This is a genomic window from Bradyrhizobium sp. BRP22 (assembly GCF_020194175.1).
Taxonomy (GTDB): domain Bacteria; phylum Pseudomonadota; class Alphaproteobacteria; order Rhizobiales; family Xanthobacteraceae; genus Bradyrhizobium.
Genome location: NZ_JADYVX010000001.1, coordinates 159,772 through 178,635, shown reverse-complemented (window position 1 = coordinate 178,635; position 18,864 = coordinate 159,772). Strand labels below are relative to the sequence as shown.

Below are 18,864 nucleotides of genomic sequence, written 5' to 3'. Positions count from 1 at the left end.
AGCCATGAAAAAGAAAGTCGTTGTTGCTGCCGTCGTGCTGACCGCCGCCGTAGCGACCGGCGGCCTGCTCTATGCCATGCATGACTTTCCGTTCGAGACGGCCGCTGCCGCGCCGGCTCCGCCGGCCCCGGTGCCGATCGTCGCCGGTACGGTCACCCAGCATGACGTGCCGATCTATCTGACCGGCGTCGGCACCGTGATCGCCTACAACACCGACGTGGTGCGCGCACAGATCCAGGGCCAGATCTTCACCATCAACTTCACCGAAGGCCAGCATGTGCATGCCGGTGACCTGCTGGCGCAGATCGATCCGCGGCCCTATCAGGCGCTGATCGATCAGTACCAGGGCGCCCTGGAGCGCGATCAGGCGCAGCTCGCCAATGCCAACGCCAATCTCGTTCGCTACAGCCAGTTGGGAGCCAAGGGCTGGGCGACGCCTCAACTGATCGAAACCCAAAAAGCACAGGTCGGGCAGTTGCAGGGCGCGATCAGAACCGACCAGGCGCTGATCGATGCCGCAAAGGTGCAGCTCAGTTTTACGCGCCTCACCTCACCGATCGACGGCGTGGTCGGAATCCGCCAGATCGACGTCGGCAACATCATCAGCCCGTCGAGCACGAACGGTCTCTGCGTCGTCACCCAGCTCGATCCGATTTCGCTGATCTTCACGCTTCCGGAGACGGTGCTGCCGCAGATCCAGAAACAACAGCAGATCACCAAGGCGCCGCTGACTGTCATCGCCTATAACCAGGATGACACGATTGAACTCGGTCAGGGCCAGCTTGGCCTCGTCAACAACGAGATCCTGCAGACCACGGGCTCGATCCAGCTCAAGGCCAATTTCTCCAACAAGGAGAACAGGCTCTGGCCGGGTGAACTGGTTAACGCGCGGCTGCTGCTCGACACCAGGCACAACGGTCTCACCGTGCCCGCGGCGGTCGTCCAGCAAGGTCCGAACGGAGCCTATGCGTGGGTCGTCAATCCCGACAACACCGTTGCGATCCGCCAGGTCAAGGTGGCGCAAATAAGCGACGGAAAGGCGCTGATCGATTCCGGCCTCTCGGCAAATGAGCGCGTGGTCGTCGACGGCCAGTATAAGCTGCAGCCTGGTGCGCATGTCATCGCGCTGCGTGGCAAGGCGGCGGAGGAAGCAGCCGCGCAGGACGCAATGCAGACGCCAATCCCATGAATATTTCCGCACCGTTCATCCGACGGCCGATCGCGACCGCCCTGCTGATGGTGGGGTTGCTGGTAGGCGGCCTGGTCGCCTATCCGCTGATGCCGGTGGCGGCGCTGCCGAACGTCAATTATCCCACGCTGACGGTGACCGCGCAGTTGCCGGGCGCCGACCCGCAGACCATGGCGTCTTCGGTGGCATCGCCGCTCGAGCTGCAGTTCGGCGAAATCCCCGGGCTGACCCAGATGACCTCGGCGAGCGCGCTGGGCTACACCCAGATCACGCTGCAGTTCGACCTCAGCCGTCAGATTGACGGCGCGGTGAGCGACACGCTGTCGGCCATCAACGCCGCGTCGCCTTACCTGCCGACGGGCCTGCCGTATCCGCCGACGATACGCAAGGTCAATCCCGCCGACACGCCGATCCTGGTGCTCGGCATCACTTCGGACAGCCTGCCGCTGACCACCGTCGACGCCTATGCCGAGAACATCCTGCTGCAGAAGATCTCACAGATTTCCGGCGTCGGCCTCGTCGGCGTCGGCGGCCAGCAGAAGGCTTCCGTCCGCATACAGGTCGACCCTGAGGCCTTGGCCGCACGCGGCATCAATCTCGAGGATCTTCGAACCGTGCTGGGCCAGGCCAATGTCGATCTGGCAAAAGGCACGCTCAACAGCCCGCGCCAGACCTATACGCTCAACACCAACGATCAACTGTTCAAGCCCGACCAATATGCCGACCTCGTCGTCGCCTATCGCAATGGATCGCCGGTCCGTATCCGCGACATCGGACGGGCGATCAGCGCGCCGGAAAACGATCTGATCGCCGGCTGGTACAACAACCAGCGGGCGATCATCCTGGCGATCCAGCGCCAGCCTGGCGCCAATGTCATCGATACGGTCGCACGCATCAAGGCGATGATGCCGGTACTGCAGGCTTCGATTCCCGCCGGCATCAAGATCAACGTCATTTCCGACCGCACCGATACCATCCGCGCATCGATATCGGACGTGCAGTTCACGCTGCTGTTGACGGTCGGGCTCGTCGTCATGGTGATCTTCATCTTCCTGCGCAGCTTCTGGGCGACCATCATTCCCGCCGTCACTGTGCCGCTGTCGCTGATCGGCACTTTCGCGATCCTGTACGAAATGGGCTACAGCCTCGACAATTTGTCGCTGATGGCCCTGTCAATCGCGGTCGGGTTCGTCGTGGACGACGCCGTGGTCGAAATCGAGAATATCACGCGGCATATCGAGGAAGGCCTCTCGCCCTATGACGCGGCGATGAAGGGATCCGGCGAGATCGGCTTCACCGTCATGGCGATCACGTTCTCACTGATCGCCGTGTTCATTCCCCTGTTCCTGATGAGCGGCTATGTCGGGCTGCTGTTCCGCGAGTTCGCGATAACGGTGAGCGTGGCGCTCGTTCTCTCGCTGGTGATCTCGCGCACGCTCACGCCGATGATGTGCGCCTACCTGCTCAAGCCCGAGGCCAAGTCGCACGGCCGGCTCTACCGATTGTCCGAGCGCGGCTTCGACGGCTTGCTTGGCCTCTATGAGGCCGGTCTCAAGATCGTGCTGCGTCACCGCTTCATCACGCTGATGGTGATGCTCGGCACCATCGTACTGACCGCCTATCTCTACGTCATCATTCCCAAGGGCTTCTTTCCGGAGCAGGACACCGGGCTGATCCTCGGTCAATCGGAAGCGTCGCAGGACATTTCCTTCCAGGCGATGGCTCAGCGCCAGCAGGCCCTGCTTGACGTCGTCATGCGAGATCCGGCCGTCAGCGCAGTCGGGGCGGCGGTCGGCGCCGGCGGCGGCGTCTACACCGTCAATGACGGACGCGTCTACATCCAGCTCAAGCCTGCCGATCAGCGTGATCCGATCGACAAGGTGATCGCGCGGTTGCGGACCAGCCTCGCCAGGGTCCAGGGCGTCACGCTGTACATGCAACCTGCCCAGGACATCACGGTCGGGGCCCGGCTGAACAAGACTCAATTTCAGTACACGATGAACGACGCCGATCCGGGCGAGCTGACCCGCTGGGCGGCGCTGTTCCTCGACAAGATCAGGACGATCCCGTCGATCACCGATGTCACCACCGATCAGCTCAATGCCGGTCCGCTGCTCGACATCACCATCAAGCGCGAAGTCGCCTCGAGCTACGGCATCCTGCCCTTCACCATCGACAACACGCTCGACGATGCTTTCGGTCAGCGCATCGTCTCGACGATCTACACCACGCTGCAGCAATATCATGTGGTCATGGAGGTCAACCCGAAGTTCCAGTATTCGCCTGATGCGCTCAACGGCATCTATGTGAAATCCTCGAGCGGGCAGCAGGTGCCGTTGTCGACATTGGTCGATTCGGTCGTGAAGGTCTCGCCACTCGTCGTCAACCACCAGGGGCAGTTCCCCTCAGTGACGATCTCGTTCAACCTTGCGCCGGGTGCCGCGATCGGCCAAGCCGTCAGCGCCATCCAGGCGGTCGAGAAGGAGCTGCATCCGCCGCTCTCGCTGCAGACCAGCTTCCAGGGCAACGCCCAGGCCTTCGGCGCCTCGCTGTCAAGCACGCCGATCCTGATCCTCGCCTCGCTGTTCGTGATCTACCTGATCCTCGGCATTCTCTATGAAAGCACGATCCATCCGATCACGATCATCTCGACCCTGCCATCGGCCGGTGTCGGCGCGCTGCTCTTGCTGATGGCGGCGCATCTCGATCTCACTGTGATCGCAATCGTCGGTCTCATCCTGCTCATCGGCATCGTCAAGAAGAACGGCATCATGCTGGTCGACTTCGCGATACATGCCGAACAGAATGAAGGACTCAGCACCGAAGAAGCGATCTATCAGGCCTGCATCAAGCGGTTCAGGCCGATCATGATGACGACGATGGCGGCAATGCTCGGCGCCGTGCCGATGATGGTGGGCACGGGCGCAGGCTCGGAGATCAGGCAGCCGCTCGGCTATGCCATTGTCGGCGGCCTCGCGCTGTCGCAGATCCTTACGCTGTACACGACGCCAGTGGTCTATCTCTATCTCGATCGGCTGCAGATCTGGCTGTTCGGGGAGAGGGAGGCGGCAACGTCCTCCGTCCATCCCCAGGCAACGCCGGCGGAATGAGGAAACGGCATATTTCCCGTCGGCACGACGAGTTCCAAAACGAACGACCGAGCAAGCGGAAAGCGTATCGTTCCAGTACAGACGGTCCGCTCCCGACCTTGTGAACTCGCGATCGTGCGCCGCGCACCTACATAGCTGTTTGAAACTACGAGTTGCGGAGCAGAGAAATGCTGAGCAAGGAATATTCGAGCACAGCGCAGACCTTGCGCCGGGTCGCCCAAAGCATGAGTGATCCGGCGATCGCCGATCGTCTCAAGGTTCTCGCCGAGAGTTATGAGCGGCGGGCTGAAATAGCGTCTCACCCTGAGTCCGCCAAGGATTAGGGTGAGATCGCCGATTGCTGCCGAGCCCGAGGAGCGATCAGGCGCGCCCGCGAATGCCAATGGGCTATCTGAAGAAGCAGGCCGGTGGTGACACGCGGCCCACGTCCGCGTTTGGGCCACTTACGGTCGCTTGGAACGGCAAAGCTGAAGGAAAGAGGAGATGGCAGCGGAAGCCAGGGCAGCAAGAACGTGACGGCTGCTTATTCTAGTTTCTCTTGAAGCAAACGGTGGAAGGTATCCGCGAAAGCGGAAAAGGAAATCGTTTAACCTATCAATGCAATGCAGCGTCGCACGAGATTCGTGCGACGCTACATTGCATTCGTGTCACGACTTTCAAGTAAAGCCCGATCAGATGCGGCTTTCACTTAGTTGTAGCCGCTGGTGCCCGGCGACGAGCCGCCGAACTGGGAATCACCGGTACCGCTCAGCGTGGTCGGACCATCCGGATCTCCATTCGGATTGCCGTAGTTCGGATGCAAGACGACCGGCGGAGCAGCATCCCTGTACATGGAATAGCTCCTGACCATCGGCTCATGTCGCGGCGTATTGGCAAACGCATATGTGCTCGAGAGCATGGACGCAGCGACCAACGCTATCATTGAGACTTTCATGGCTTTATCCTTTCGGGTGCTTACAAGGAACGTTAGACAAAGAACAAGGTGGGCTGCTTTCTCGCCAACCCCACTAAATTCGCGTTTAGAGAGTCGCCGGCCACTGGCATGGCGCACGAAAACGCTCTGCATGCTCCGCACATGTCTGCGCTTCGTGACGATGGTGTCACGCCACGAATTCTGCTGACGCTCGCTCGCGCTACGCCGTCAACTCGAGTTGAGAATCGTAAAGCAGAATTTAATGGGATGCGCTCGCAGGCCGCTTAGATCTTGAATCGAAAGGTCCGAGCATTCGGACACCCCCAACACGAAAAACTCGCGTTCGACGGCGTGCACCTCCCGACGGTGCGTCGTGCGGAGTCGCGCGCCGATCGAGCTTTCGTATCGATCGATGGAGAATTTCGATGACCTCACTCAAGATCCTCGCGGCCGCCGCGCTGCTATCGGCGACAGCCGCAACCCCGGTATTCGCTCAGGCCGCCATCCAGGAGCCCGGACTGTACGCGTTCTATCATCCCAATGCGGATATCCTGAACGGCGGCGCGCCCACGCCCGCAGCCAGGCTGGCAGCAGAGCCGCCGTCTGTCCTGCAAACCTATAACGAAGAGGCCAGCGGCATCGGCACCTGCGCGCAGCGCCACCGCTCATACAATCCCGCGACTGCCACATTCCTTGGCCGTGACGGTCACCGCTATCGCTGCGAGTGACGCGAGCTGAAGGATGGACTTCTTCTGCGGCCCGGTGAGACGCTTTGACGCCTTGCCGGGCCGCACGCAGATCAAAGCTGGAGCCGCTGCGTGATTGTAATGGCTATCAATTGGCGGTAGATAGATACGCTGGCACACATCTGTAGAAGAGAGAGCATGGCGCGCAACATTCTGATCCTCGGAGCCTCGTACGGCTCTTTGCTTGCGACGAAGCTGCTGATGGCCGGTCACAACGTGACGCTGGTTTGTCGAAAGAAAACGGCAGAGCTCATCAATCGCGACGGCACCGAAGTTCGCATCAAGCTCCGTGACGAGCCGACGCATCGGGCGATCTTTTCGCGCGATCTGCCCGGGACCCTGGACGCGACACCGCCCGCGGACGTCGACCTTTCCCGTTACGATCTGGTTGGTCTTGCCATGCAGGAGCCGCAATACACCAACCATACGATCCGGGTTCTGATGATCAAGATCGCCGAGGCGAAGCTGCCTTGCCTTTCGATCATGAACATGCCGCCCCTGCCCTATCTCAAACGGATCCCGGCGCTGGCGGACATGGATCTCGAAGAAGCCTATACCAATGCCCAGGTGTGGGAGCGGTTCAAGCCGGAGCTGGTGTCGCTCTGCTCGCCCGATCCGCAGGCCTTCCGCCCACCGGACGAGGCGGCGAATGTGCTTCATGTCGGCCTGCCGACAAACTTCAAGGCGGCGGCATTCGCAGACGAGACGCACAACCGCCTGCTTCGCGAGCTGGAAGCGGACATCGACGCGGTGAAGCTGGACGGCCAGGACGTTCCGGTGAAGCTCAAGGTGTTCGACTCGCTGTTCGTCCCCCTAGCCAAATGGTCAATGCTGTTGACCGGCAATTACCGCTGCATCACGCCGCAGGATCCGCAGTCGATCCGCGACGCGGTGCACGCCGATCTGAAGCGCTCGCAGTCGATCTACGAGCACGTCGATGCAATCGCTCGGCGCCTGGGAGCCGATCCGAAGGATCAGGTGCCATTCGAGAAATACGCCAAGGCGGCCGAAAGCCTTCTCAAGCCCTCATCGGCGGCGCGCGCTGTGGCCAGCGGGGCGCCCTTCATCGAGCGGGTCGACCTGCTGGTGAAGTTGATATCGCATCAGCTTGGCGTGCCCAATGCCGAGATCGACCGTACGGTCCAGATCGTCGATCAGAAGCTCAACGAGAAGATCGTGGAGGGCGGATCCGGCGCGCTGTGACGCGCGCCGAGACCCCTCATCGCCTGATTGCCTGACGTCGTAGCCCGATTTGCCGGGCCGGCGCAGGCGCCACGAGACATCATCCGATTTCACGCCAGCGATCCCCGTTCGGGATCGAAGCAATGGCGCATGACCGGCCATCGCATCGACCCGGTAGCGTGTTTTCACCCGGCAACGGCGCGGCGCGCGGATCAACTGGCTCGGCAACATCGAACTCGTGCGATCCAGAAATCTTTCGGCATCATGGTCGACTATCTTCACGACCACTAAGGCAGACAGCCACGAGGCCTTCGTGCGCGGCATCACCGATGAGCGTTCACCCGACATCGAGGCGCCGATGCAGGGATCTGCTTGAGACCGCGCAGCCATTCTGCGCCATCAAGATGATCCCTTTCGTGATCAAAGGAAGCGACACCACCATGATGAACCGACGAGTTTTTTCGACCGCTCTGCTTGCCGGCGCAGCAGCCTCGCTGATCTCCAGTCGCGGCATGGCCGCAAACGCAACGCCGCCGAAGGCACGCAACGTCGTGCTCGTGCACGGGCTGTTCGCCGATGGCTCGTGCTGGTCCGAAGTGATCGCGCGATTGCAGAAGGCCGGCCTCAATGCGACCTCTGTGCAAAATCCGCTGACCACATTGCCCGAAGCGGTCGCGTCAGCCGAGCGCGTGCTGGCTCGGCAAGACGGCCCGACGGTTCTGGTCGGCCATTCCTTCTCCGGCATGATCGTCACCGAAGCCGGCGTGCATCCGAACGTCTCGGCGCTCGTCTATGTCGCGGCGCGCGCGCCGGATGCCGGCGAGGACTACACGGCGCTCGCAAAGACCTATCCGACCCCGCCGGCGACGGCCGGCATCCTGTTCGACGGCGATGAGGGACGGCTTTCCGAGGAGGCTTTCCTGCGTGACTTCGCGGGCGACCTGCCGGCGGCGAAGGCCAAGGTGCTCTATGCGGTCCAGCAGCCGTTTCACAAGGCGCTGCTCGCCGGCAAGACCACGAACGCGGCCTGGCGATCAAAGCCGAGCTATTACGCGGTCTCGACCGAGGACCGCACGATCAATCCGGACCTCGAGCGATTCATGGCCAAGCGCATGGGAGCCAAGACCATTGAAGTCAAAGCGAGTCACCTGTCGCTGATCTCTCAACCTGATGCAATCACGCAATTGATCCTGGAGGCTGCAGGCCAACGCCCGTGAGGGTGAACGCCGTTTGCACGGCCGCACGGACGGCGCTGCCGCCCTCATAGTGGCGGCATGCACAACACGAGAGGATAGAGAACGATGAAACGTTTCGGATCCGCCGCCTGGAACGGCAGCCTGCGTGAGGGCAAGGGTTCGGTCTCGACCGAGAGCCACGCGCTGGAGAACCATCCCTACACCTTCTTCAGCCGCTACGGCGAGAAACCGGGCACCAATCCCGAGGAGCTGTTAGGGGCGGCGCATGCCGCATGCTTCACCATGTCATTCGTCAGGCAGCTCGGTATGGCGAATTTCGTACCGGAGCAGGTCGACAGCAAGTCAGAAGTCACCATCGAGAAGGACGGGGACGGCTTTTCGATCACCTCGGTGCATCTCACCACCACAGCGAAGATACCGGGCATCGACCACGACACGTTCCAGAGGATCGCCGAGAGCGCAAAGGCCGGCTGCCCCGTTTCCAAACTGATGAAGGTCGAGGTTCATTTCAGCGCCACGCTCACTTCGTGAGGCTGCATAAAAGGGGCGCAACGACTTCGCGAGCAGCTTTTCCTCGGACAGGGGCGATCACGGGCATTGCGAGGACCGCAATCCGGTTTCATACTCTCGCCTAGCCCGGAGGCGCACCTCAGCCGGCTAACGTGACGGTGCGACCAACCCCAAAAATGCAAGAGACAATGCCGGGTTACTGGAAAGCGGAGAGACAGCGATGCTGTTTCGTCTCGCGTTTGCGCTTGTATCGATGACGGCGCTGTTGGTTGATCCCATTGACGCCGTGTCGCAGGACATGCTGCGCAGCGTCGACCTCAACAGCTCCGAAATGTCGACATCCGAGATGACGCGGGCCGAGGTCGAGACGCTGCTCAAGGCGGCGCCTCAAGACGCCGCGGACCAGAGCTCTGCGGATTTGCAAGGAAAGCGGCTGTCGCACCTCGATCTCTCGGGGCTCGATTTCTCCGGCAGCAATCTCCGCCTCGTCAAGCTCAACCGGACTAGCCTGAAAGGCGCACGCTTCGATCGTGCCATCCTCAACCAGGCTTGGCTGATCGACGCGGATCTGACCGGGGCGTCTCTCGTAAAGGCATCACTCCTCGGCACGCAGATGCAGCGCGCCAACCTTGGCGGCGCCGATTTGAACAGCGCTCGCATAACCGCGGATCTTTCTGGTGCCAGCTTGATCGGGGCCAAGCTTGCCGGCGCCGATTTGAGCGCTGATATGCGCAACCAATCGATGGGCCTGATGCGTGGCGTGCTCAAATCCGCCGATCTCAGGAATGCCGATCTGAACGGCGCCAATCTCGCGCGCGCCGATCTCCAATTCGCGCAGCTGCAGAACGCCAATCTGGCGAATTGCAATCTTAGCCGTGCCGACCTTTCGGGAGCCGACTTGTCCAACACCAATCTCGCAGGCGCCGATTTCACCGAGACGGACCTCGCGTCGGCCCTCTTGCCGAGCCCAGCCGCGCTGGAAAAGGCCCGCAATCTGGACAAGGCCAGAAACTTGAACCTGGCGCGGCGCCTGCCTTAGTGATCGCAGCGATCCGAAACCCGGCATTTCAGCCAACAACTGAAGCGATCTGCGTACCGGCGCCAATGCGGTGGTGCCAACAGCCCTCACATAAAGAACAACGGTTTGAACTGGCTGGCCGAGACCGAATGGCGCGCCCGGAACGATTCGAACGTCCGACCCTCAGATTCGTAGTCTGATGCTCTATCCAGCTGAGCTACGGGCGCGTTTTCGCGTGAGGGGCTTGAGGGCCCGGGTCTGTCCGAGAGGGCTCGGAAGCACCAGCGAAAGAGCGCTCTAGCTACAGGCTCCCGGTCCCGTTGGCAAGGTCTGGGATGGGGTTCTCGGGGTTGATTTGGGGGCGGAAAGTGCGCCCTGGGGCGGTCAAAGTCCGGGATTTCCGCTTGTTCCAGGGCGCCTCATGCCCGTGCGCGCTCGGTGCGGACGATCTGGAGTTCCACGGGCCGGTCGGGAATAGCGATGCGGAAGGTGGCGCCGATGGTGCCCTCGACGAGGTTGATCTCGCCGTCATGGGCGCGGATCAGCTCGGCGGCGATCGCAAGGCCAAGCCCGCTGCCACCGGGTCGGCCGGAACTCTGGAACGCCTCGAACAGGTGATCGCGAGTCTTCTGGGGAACGCCGGGGCCGGTGTCGGAGACCTCGATGATCGCAACCGTCCCCTCGCGGCGACCGGTGATCCGGATCTGCTGCGCGCCGCCATCGCTCGCCGGACGGCTCTCCAGCGCCTGCGCGGCGTTGCGCACCAGGTTGAGCAGTACGCGAAACAGCTGGTCCGGATCGGCGTCGATCGCAAGCCCGCGCTCGATCGCGCTGATCCAGGTGATGGAGGCATCCGACGCAAGCCCTGCCGATTCGCGCACCTCGGCAACGACAGGCTCGACCAGGATCATCCGGCGGTCGGGCGCGGCCTCCTGGGCGCGGCCATATGACAGGGTCGACTGGCAGAAGGCGATGGCGCGTTCGAGCGAGCGCAGCAATTTCGGCGCGAAGCGCTGCACCCTTGGATCGGGGACGCTTGCGAGCTGATCGGACAGCAGTTGCGAGGAAGCGAGCAGGTTGCGCAGATCGTGGTTGATCTTGGAAACGGCCAGTCCCAGCGCGGCGAGCCGGCTCTTCTGATGCAGCATCGAGACCAGGTCGCGCTGCATGTCGGAGAGCTCGCGCTCGGCGACGCCGATCTCGTCGCCGCGCTGGCTCGGCACGATGATTCGCGCCGAACTTTCGGGGTTCTCATGGAAACCGATCAGGCTCGCGGTCAGCCGCCGCATCGGACGCACGAACAGATAGTGGAGGGCGAGATAGACCAGGCCGGCGGTGAAGCCGGCGATCAAGAGTGCAACGATCAGGACGTTGCGCGAGAAGCGGTACATCGCCTGCCGCAGCGGCTTCTCGTCGATCACGACCTCGATGAACTGCGCCTGGCCCGGCGCCGGCCCGACCACGCGGATGGTCTGGTCGCCGTGCTCCAGCATCATCTCGAACGCATCGACGATCGCCGACCACACCGAAATCTCGCGCATGTCGACGTCATGGTCGATCGCAGCCGGCAGATCGGCACTGGCAAGCAGCCGCCGCTGCTGGCCCATCTTGATCGCCACCGCGCGGGCGCCGATGCTGGTCAGGATTTGGCGCGCCAGCGATTCCGGGACGTAGCCAGACGGCGCGGCGTCCAGCACCAGCGCCGCGGTGTTCGCCGCAGCCAGCCGGTCGTTCAGCCGGTTGATCCGGAAGTTGGCGATCGCGGGCACAAAGATCAGCATCCCGGCAATCATCACCAGGGGAATCGTGAGCAGCAGAAGCTTGCCGGACAGCCCAAGCCGGTGCGCCGGCTGCGCCCGAGACTTCTCCGTCGTCGGCTGATCGTCGGTCACTGACACGATATAGGCCTTCTATGGCGCACATTCAGCATGCTGCCGTGCACCATCGCCGGTCAAATTACGGATCGCTAATGTAAGCAGGTTCCATGAGCCCGCGCGGACGCGGCTCAAGCCGGTCCACACATCCAACAACCCCACAGAATCAGGACTATTTCGCCGATTGCGACCTTTCGAACAACCGTTTTTGACGCACCGCGCGACATTGACGAAATGGAGGCGCTCCCGTATAAGCCGCGCCAATTGTCCGCGATGGCCCGGTTTGCCGGGGGCGGCTCATTTGGGGCCGCGAGTGGCCCATTTTGGGCCAGCCAGCATTACCGGACACCCTATCTCAATTCATCGGCAGATTGCCTGTTCAGCGGAGAACGACCCGTGAAGCGGACTTATCAACCCAGCAAACTGGTGCGCAAGCGCCGCCACGGCTTCCGCGCCCGTCTCGCCACGGCCGGTGGCCGCAAGGTCCTCGCTGCGCGCCGCGCGCGTGGCCGCAAGCGTCTGAGCGCCTGAGCCCGGGCGTCTTCCGGAGATTCTAAATGGATCGGCTAAGGCAGCGGGCGGACTTCGTCGCCGTTGCCAATGGTGCGCGGGCGACCAGCCCGGCCTTTGTGCTGCAGGGCCGCGCCCGCGACGATGACGGCCCGATCCGCGTCGGCTTCACCGTCACCAAGAAGAACGGTACCGCCACCGAGCGCAACCGCATCCGGCGCAGGCTTCGCGCGCTGGTGCAGCGGCTCGACGTCATACCGATGCGACCACACCATGATTATGTGTTAGTCGGCCGCCGGGATGCACTGAGCCGCGATTTCGCGGCCATGCTCGACGACCTGCGCGCGGCGCTCCGCCGCCTCGACCGGCAACCGGCCCCACGCGGCGGCAGCCACAATAATATAAAGAGCGGCGGCAACCGGAATTGAATGACGAGACCTTGAAGAGATGACCGACAACCGCAACACCATCATCGCCGTCATTCTGTCCGGCCTCGTGCTGATCGCCTGGCAATATTTCTACAACGTGCCGCAGATGGAGAAGCAGCGCGCACAGCAGCAGGTGCAGTCCGAGTTGCAGAAGCCGACGCCGCAAGCAACCCCGGGCACGGCACCGCAGCAGCCGGGATCGGCGCCCACACCATCGGCCACGCAGCCCGCCTCCGGCACGCCGGTCGTCAGCCGTGAAGCCGCCATCGAAGGCAGCGCGCGCGTCAAGATCAACACACCCACATTGTCCGGCAGCATCTCGCTGAAGGGCGCGCGGATCGACGACTTGTCGCTGGAGAAATACCGCGAGACGGTCGACCCGAAGTCGCCGCCGATCGTGCTGTTCTCGCCGTCGCAGACGGCGGCGCCCTATTACGCGGAATTCGGCTGGGTGCCCGGGACCGGCGCCACGTTGCGGATGCCGGATGCGACCACGGTGTGGCAGCAGGAAGGTTCCGGCGCGCTGACGCCGACGACCCCGGTGACGCTGAAATATGACAACGGCGAGGGCCTGACCTTCCGCCGGACGATTGCGATCGACGATCGCTATCTCTTCACTATCAAGGATGAAGTCACCAATACGGGCAGCGCGCCGGTGACGCTCTATCCCTTCGCGCTGATCTCGCGCCACGGCACGCCGCAGGTCTCCGGCTATTACATCCTGCATGAGGGCCTGATCGGCTATCTCGGCGACCAGGGCCTGCAGGAATACAGCTACAAGAAGATCGATGACGCCAAGACGGTGAATTTCAACGTCACCGACGGCTGGCTGGGCATCACAGACAAATACTGGGCGTCCGCGCTGCTGCCGGAGACCACCGCCAAGCTGCAGGCGCGCTTTTCGTCCAACCTCGTCGGCACGACCAGGACCTATCAGACCGACTACCTGCAGGAGCCGCAGACGCTCGCGGCCGGCGGCACCATCAGCAACAATACGCGGCTGTTCGCCGGCGCCAAGGAAGCCGGCGTAGTCGGCATCAATTTCCCGCTGGTCGGCTTTGGCGGCTACAACAAGGAGCTCGGCCTCAACCATTTCGATCTCTTGATCGACTGGGGCTGGTTCTATTTCATCACCAAGCCGATGTTCCTGGCGCTCGACTGGTTCTTCCGCCTGTTCGGCAATTTCGGCGTCTCGATCCTCTTGGTGACGGTGATCGTGAAGCTGTTGTTCTTCCCGCTGGCCAACAAGTCCTACGCCTCCATGGCGAAGATGAAGTCGATCCAGCCGCAACTGGCCGCGCTGAAGGAGCGCTATCCGGACGACCGGGTGAAGCAGCAGCAGGAGATGATGGAGATCTACAAGAAGGAGAAGATAAACCCGATCGCGGGCTGCCTTCCCATCGCGCTGCAGATCCCGGTGTTCTTCTCGCTCTACAAGGTGCTGTTCGTCACCATCGAAATGCGGCATGCACCGTTCTTCGGCTGGATCAAGGACCTGTCGGCGCCGGATCCGACCAATCTGTTCAACCTGTTCGGCCTGATCCCGTTTGACCCCACCACGATCCCGGTGTTCGGCCATTATCTCTGGCTCGGCATCTGGCCCATCTTCATGGGCATCACGATGTGGGTGCAGATGAAGCTCAATCCGACGCCACCCGATCCGACGCAGAAGATGATCTTCGACTGGATGCCGTTGATCTTCACCTTCATGCTGGCCGGCTTCCCGGCGGGCCTCGTGATCTACTGGGCCTGGAACAACCTGCTCTCGGTGGCGCAGCAGAGCTACATCATGCACCGCAACGGGGTGAAGGTGGAATTATTCGACAACCTCAAGGCCACCTTCACGCCGAAGAAGGCAACGTAGCCACCTGAGCTCTCATCCTGAGGAGCGGCCTTCAGGCCGCGTCTCGAAGGATGGCCACAAGCACCGGGGCCTCATGGTTCGAGACGCCGCTCGCGCGGCTCCTCACCATGAGGGGCAATAGGCGCACCTTCTCGTCGTGACGGACTACCGTCAGGGTTTCCCACATGACCGCCGAAACCGATGCGGAGCTGATCGAAGCGGGGCGAAAACTGTTCGCCGGCGACTGGCACTTCATCTGGGCTGCGCCGTCGATCGAGACGCTGCCGCCGATGGCGGGGCTAGAGGTTGCCTTCGCCGGACGCTCCAATGTCGGCAAGTCGAGCCTGATCAACGCGCTCACCGGCCGCAGCACGCTGGCGCGCACCTCGCACACGCCGGGCCGCACGCAGGAACTGATCTTCTTCGAAGGTCCGGAGAAAGCCGGCTTCCGTCTGGTCGACATGCCCGGCTATGGCTATGCCTCCGCGCCCAAGGCCAAGGTCGCGTCCTGGACCGCGCTGATCCATAAATTCCTGCAGGGCCGCGCCACCCTGGCGCGGGTCTATGTGCTGATCGACGCCCGCCACGGCATCAAGGACGTCGATCTCGACGTCCTGAAGACGCTCGACAAGTCAGCCGTCAGCTACCAGGTGGTGCTGACCAAGGCGGATCAGGTGAAGGCCTCCGAACTCACGACGCGTATCGAACAGACCGCGGCGGCGCTGGCGAAACACCCGGCCGCCTTTCCGGATGTATTGGCGACCTCTTCGCGCACCGGCGCCGGCATGCCGGAGCTGCGCGCCGCGATGGTACGTCTGCTCGAGGAACGCCGCGGATGAGCAGCCTGCATCGGATCCTGCTGGTCCTGGCCGGCATCATGGGCGCCTGTGGCGTGATGCTGGCCGCTGGCTCCGCCCATCTTCCCGACGCGACGCGGCTTGCGGCGGCGTCGTCGATGCTGCTGTTTCATGCCAGTGCCGTGCTCGGAGCGATCGCCCTCGTTGATCGCGGCCTGCTGAACCGTTCAATCGGGAGTGTTGCGGCAATCGGGCTTGTCATCGGCCCGTCATTGTTCGCCGGCGATCTCAGCCTGCGCCAATATGCCGGCCACGGCCTGTTTCCGATGGCCGCGCCGACTGGCGGAACGCTGTTGATCGCGAGCTGGCTGGTACTGGCGGTCGCGGCGATATGGCCGCGGCGGGACAAGGCGTGAGACGCGCTTTGCGCCTTGCCCGCCAATCAGATAGAACCGCGACCGACGCCGCCTTCTGGGAATAGCGAGACCCGCTCCATGACCGACACACCGATCAGCCCGCTCGATCAGGCCCGCATCCTGTCCGAGGCGCTGCCGCATATGCAGGAATATGACGAGGAAACCATCGTCATCAAATATGGCGGCCATGCCATGGGCGCGGAGGAGACCGCGAAGGCTTTTGCACGCGACATTGTCCTGCTCGAGCAGACCGCGATCAATCCGGTGGTCGTGCATGGTGGCGGCCCGCAGATCGCGACCATGCTCAAGCGGCTCGGCATCCAGTCGGAATTCGCGGCCGGCCTGCGCATCACCGATGCGGCGACGATCGAGATCGTCGAGATGGTGCTGGCCGGCTCCGTCAACAAGCAGCTCGTCGGGTATATCAACGAGGCCGGCGGCAAGGCGGTGGGCCTCTCCGGCAAGGACGGCAACATGGTGAAGGCGTCGAAGACGACGCGCACCATGATCGATCCCGATTCCAACATCGAGAAGGCGATCGATCTCGGCTTCGTCGGCGAGCCCGAGAAGGTCGACCTCACGCTGCTCAACCAGCTCATCGGCTATGAGCTGATTCCGGTGCTGGCGCCGCTGGCGACCTCCAAAAACGGCCAGACGCTGAACATCAACGCCGACACCTTTGCCGGCGCAGTCGCGGGCGCCTTGAAGGCCAAGCGCCTGCTGCTGCTCACCGATGTCCCCGGCGTGCTCGACAAGTCCAAGAAGCTGATCCCCGAACTGTCGGTGAAGGACGCGCGCAAGCTGATCGCCGACGGCACCATTTCCGGCGGCATGATCCCGAAGGTCGAGACCTGCATCTATGCCCTGGAGCAGGGTGTGCAGGGCGTCGTCATCATCGACGGCAAGACGCAGCACGCGGTCTTGCTGGAGTTGTTCACCGATCAGGGTACGGGCACGCTGATCCATAAGTGATGGCACGAGCGGTCGAGCAAGCGAGGGCCGTGCGCGCCGGATTTGTTCCGGCCATGCACGTCCCGTTTGCCGGTGGTGCGAAGGGAACGAAAGCGCGGACCAGGTCCCGGCACGACAAGGCAAGAACACCTCGCTCGGTGCTCGCGCGGGTCTTGACGGCGCTACCGGCCGCCACTTTCTCGTTCTTGTTTTCCTCCGAGCCGGCGCTGGCCGACCTCAAGCTCTGCAACCGCATGAGTTACGTGGTCGAGGCCGCGATCGGCATCGACGACAAAGCGGCGACCGCGACGCGGGGCTGGTTCCGCATCGACCCCGCCGCCTGCCGCGTGGTGGTGCAGGGCGCGCTGTCCGCCGACCGCGTGCTCTTGAATGCGCGTGCGCTCGGCGTCTACGGCTCCTCGCCGATCCCGCAAAACGGCACGGATACGCTCTGTGTCGCGCAGGACAATTTCGTCATCGCCGCCGCCCGCCAGTGCCGCAGCGGCCAGACGCCGGCGCAATTCACGCAGATAGCGCCGACCCAGACCGAGGACGGCAACCTCATAGCCTATCTTGCCGAAGGCTCGGAATATGACGAGGAGCAGGCACGGCTGGCCGGCATCCAGCGTCTGCTCGTCATCGCCGGCTACGATGCCGCGCCGATCGACGGCGTCGACGGGCCGAAGACACAATCGGCGCTGGCGGCGTTCCTCAAGAGCCGCGGCCTCTCCAGCGACGTCGTGCAATCGCCGAATTTCTTCACCACCATGATCGATGCCGTGCAGAAGCCATCCGCGACCGGACTGACCTGGTGCAACGACACGCCGCACAAGATCATGGCGGCGGTGGCGACCGACGACGGCAAGTCCGTCACCAGCCGCGGCTGGTATCGCATCGATCCCGGCAAATGCCTGCATCCCGACGTCGCCGGTCAGCCGAAACAGATTTTCTCCTTTGCCGAAGCCGTCGATGCCGAGAACCGCACGATCCGGGTCAGGGACAAGCCGCTCAACTGGGGCGGCGCGACGCAGTTCTGCACCCGCGAGAGCAAGTTCGAGATCGCCGAGCAGGGCGATTGCGCCACGCGCGGTCTTGCCGCGATCGGCTTTGCGCCGGTCGACATGACCAGCGGCGGCAAGACGCTGCGCTTTGCGATGCCGTGATGATGATTTCATGGACCCGCACCCGCGCATTCAGGCGTCGTCACCCGCGAAAGCGGGTGACGCAGTATTCCTCAGCGCCTGTCGTATCCCTCGTCGGCCGCCGTGTACTGGATGCCCGCCGGAGCCTGGCATCGGGCGGCGCTGCGCGCCGATCCGGTGGCGGGCATGACGGAGAGTAGGCATCATGGCTTCCCGCACCTTCGACCATATCGACACTTGGGTGTTCGACCTCGACAACACCCTGTATCCGCATCACGTCAATCTGTGGCAGCAGGTCGATGCGCGGATCGGCGAGTTCGTGAGCAACTGGCTGGGCGTCACGGCGGAGGAAGCCCGTCGCATCCAGAAGGACTATTATCTGCGCTATGGCACCACCATGCGCGGCATGATGACCGAGCACGGCGTGCGCGCGGACGATTACCTCGCCTATGTCCACCAGATCGATCACTCGCCGCTGGAGCCGAACCCTGCGATGGGGGCTGCGATCGCGATGCTACCCGGCCGCAAGCTGATCCTGACCAATGGCTCGACCGACCATGTCGACGCGGTGCTGGCGCGCCTCGGCATCGGTGAGCATTTCGAGGCGGTGTTCGACATCATCGCTGCCGAGCTCGAACCGAAACCGGCGCCGCAGACCTATCAGCGCTTCCTGGCGCTGCACGATGTCGATCCCACCAAGGCCGCGATGTTCGAAGACCTCGCGCGCAACCTGATCGTGCCGCATCAGCTCGGCATGACCACGGTGCTGGTGGTGCCCGACGGGACCCAGGACGTGGTGCGCGAGGACTGGGAGCTCGAGGGCCGCGACGCAGCGCATGTCGACCATGTCACGGACGATCTGACCGGGTTTTTGGAGAAGCTGCCTCAGCGAACTTAAGCCGTCATACCCCGCGAAGGCGGGGTATCCAGTAATCGCCGGCATCTCGACCAATTACATCCGCCGCGGCTTACTGGGTCACCCGCCTTCGCGGGTGACGACAGACAGCGAGTTTGCCTTGACTCTCCTGCCCCGAATCCC

At 62.9% G+C, this 18,864-nt stretch carries 18 protein-coding genes and 1 tRNA gene; 16 read left to right on the top strand and 3 right to left on the bottom strand.

The window, feature by feature from the left end:
- Nucleotides 1–4 precede the first annotated feature (4 nt).
- The 3 genes from I6F35_RS00780 (at nucleotide 5) to I6F35_RS00770 (ending at nucleotide 4,622) form a co-directional block, all read left to right on the top strand.
- On the top strand, nucleotides 5–1,189 hold the full coding sequence (locus tag I6F35_RS00780; RefSeq protein WP_225115725.1) for an efflux RND transporter periplasmic adaptor subunit: 1,185 nt from the start codon (nucleotides 5–7) through the stop codon (nucleotides 1,187–1,189).
- Entirely contained in the window at nucleotides 1,186–4,299 is a 3,114-nt protein-coding gene (locus I6F35_RS00775) for an efflux RND transporter permease subunit (RefSeq protein WP_225115724.1), read from the top strand. The genes I6F35_RS00780 and I6F35_RS00775 overlap by 4 nt, the downstream gene beginning before the upstream one ends.
- Before the next feature lie 167 nt (nucleotides 4,300–4,466).
- Nucleotides 4,467–4,622: a hypothetical protein gene (locus tag I6F35_RS00770; protein ID WP_225115723.1), complete on the top strand. Its 156-nt coding sequence runs from the start codon at nucleotides 4,467–4,469 to the stop codon at nucleotides 4,620–4,622.
- A 365-nt stretch (nucleotides 4,623–4,987) separates the two neighbouring features.
- On the opposite strand, the gene I6F35_RS00765 is transcribed toward I6F35_RS00770, so the two are convergent.
- Nucleotides 4,988–5,233: a hypothetical protein gene (locus I6F35_RS00765; RefSeq protein WP_225115722.1), complete on the bottom strand. Its 246-nt coding sequence runs from the start codon at nucleotides 5,231–5,233 to the stop codon at nucleotides 4,988–4,990.
- A 404-nt stretch (nucleotides 5,234–5,637) separates the two neighbouring features.
- Here I6F35_RS00765 and I6F35_RS00760 point away from each other — a divergent pair, with 404 nt between their 5' ends.
- From I6F35_RS00760 to I6F35_RS00740, 5 genes are all read left to right on the top strand, one after another.
- Nucleotides 5,638–5,940: a BA14K family protein gene (locus I6F35_RS00760; RefSeq protein WP_225115721.1), complete on the top strand. Its 303-nt coding sequence runs from the start codon at nucleotides 5,638–5,640 to the stop codon at nucleotides 5,938–5,940.
- A gap of 156 nt (nucleotides 5,941–6,096) precedes the next feature.
- Nucleotides 6,097–7,161 (top strand): 2-dehydropantoate 2-reductase, encoded by a 1,065-nt coding sequence (locus I6F35_RS00755; protein ID WP_225115720.1) that lies wholly within the window; start codon nucleotides 6,097–6,099, stop codon nucleotides 7,159–7,161.
- A 419-nt stretch (nucleotides 7,162–7,580) separates the two neighbouring features.
- Entirely contained in the window at nucleotides 7,581–8,357 is a 777-nt protein-coding gene (locus I6F35_RS00750; RefSeq protein ID WP_225116020.1) for an alpha/beta hydrolase, read from the top strand.
- A gap of 84 nt (nucleotides 8,358–8,441) precedes the next feature.
- The gene (locus I6F35_RS00745; protein WP_225115719.1) at nucleotides 8,442–8,867 is read left to right on the top strand and encodes an OsmC family protein; all 426 of its coding nucleotides are present in this window, start codon (nucleotides 8,442–8,444) and stop codon (nucleotides 8,865–8,867) included.
- A gap of 199 nt (nucleotides 8,868–9,066) precedes the next feature.
- A complete protein-coding gene (locus I6F35_RS00740) occupies nucleotides 9,067–9,885 on the top strand; it encodes a pentapeptide repeat-containing protein (protein ID WP_225115718.1) in 819 nt (272 codons plus the stop codon).
- 129 nt (nucleotides 9,886–10,014) lie between these two features.
- On the opposite strand, the gene I6F35_RS00735 is transcribed toward I6F35_RS00740, so the two are convergent.
- Nucleotides 10,015–10,091, bottom strand: a tRNA-Arg gene (locus I6F35_RS00735).
- 192 nt (nucleotides 10,092–10,283) lie between these two features.
- Complete coding sequence (locus tag I6F35_RS00730) at nucleotides 10,284–11,762, bottom strand: HAMP domain-containing sensor histidine kinase (RefSeq protein ID WP_225115717.1); 1,479 nt, start codon at nucleotides 11,760–11,762, stop codon at nucleotides 10,284–10,286.
- A 372-nt stretch (nucleotides 11,763–12,134) separates the two neighbouring features.
- On the opposite strand from I6F35_RS00730, the gene rpmH reads away from it, so the two are divergent.
- The 8 genes from rpmH (at nucleotide 12,135) to I6F35_RS00690 (ending at nucleotide 18,723) form a co-directional block, all read left to right on the top strand.
- A complete protein-coding gene (gene rpmH, locus I6F35_RS00725) occupies nucleotides 12,135–12,269 on the top strand; it encodes a 50S ribosomal protein L34 (protein ID WP_008542748.1) in 135 nt (44 codons plus the stop codon).
- Between the two features lie 26 nt (nucleotides 12,270–12,295).
- Complete coding sequence (gene rnpA / locus I6F35_RS00720) at nucleotides 12,296–12,676, top strand: ribonuclease P protein component (RefSeq protein WP_225115716.1); 381 nt, start codon at nucleotides 12,296–12,298, stop codon at nucleotides 12,674–12,676.
- 19 nt (nucleotides 12,677–12,695) lie between these two features.
- Nucleotides 12,696–14,540, top strand: coding sequence for a membrane protein insertase YidC (gene yidC / locus I6F35_RS00715; protein WP_225115715.1), 1,845 nt, complete (start codon nucleotides 12,696–12,698; stop codon nucleotides 14,538–14,540).
- A 164-nt stretch (nucleotides 14,541–14,704) separates the two neighbouring features.
- Nucleotides 14,705–15,358, top strand: a complete 654-nt coding sequence (gene yihA, locus I6F35_RS00710) for a ribosome biogenesis GTP-binding protein YihA/YsxC (protein ID WP_225115714.1) — start codon at nucleotides 14,705–14,707, stop codon at nucleotides 15,356–15,358.
- Complete coding sequence (locus tag I6F35_RS00705) at nucleotides 15,355–15,732, top strand: DUF423 domain-containing protein (RefSeq protein WP_225115713.1); 378 nt, start codon at nucleotides 15,355–15,357, stop codon at nucleotides 15,730–15,732. Before yihA ends, I6F35_RS00705 begins: the two co-directional genes overlap by 4 nt.
- 78 nt (nucleotides 15,733–15,810) lie before the next feature.
- Entirely contained in the window at nucleotides 15,811–16,704 is an 894-nt protein-coding gene (gene argB, locus I6F35_RS00700) for an acetylglutamate kinase (protein ID WP_225115712.1), read from the top strand.
- Nucleotides 16,705–16,856: 152 nt separating this feature from the next.
- Complete coding sequence (locus I6F35_RS00695; RefSeq protein ID WP_225115711.1) at nucleotides 16,857–17,846, top strand: DUF1036 domain-containing protein; 990 nt, start codon at nucleotides 16,857–16,859, stop codon at nucleotides 17,844–17,846.
- A 184-nt stretch (nucleotides 17,847–18,030) separates the two neighbouring features.
- Entirely contained in the window at nucleotides 18,031–18,723 is a 693-nt protein-coding gene (locus I6F35_RS00690) for a pyrimidine 5'-nucleotidase (protein WP_225115710.1), read from the top strand.
- Nucleotides 18,724–18,864: the final 141 nt, after the last annotated feature.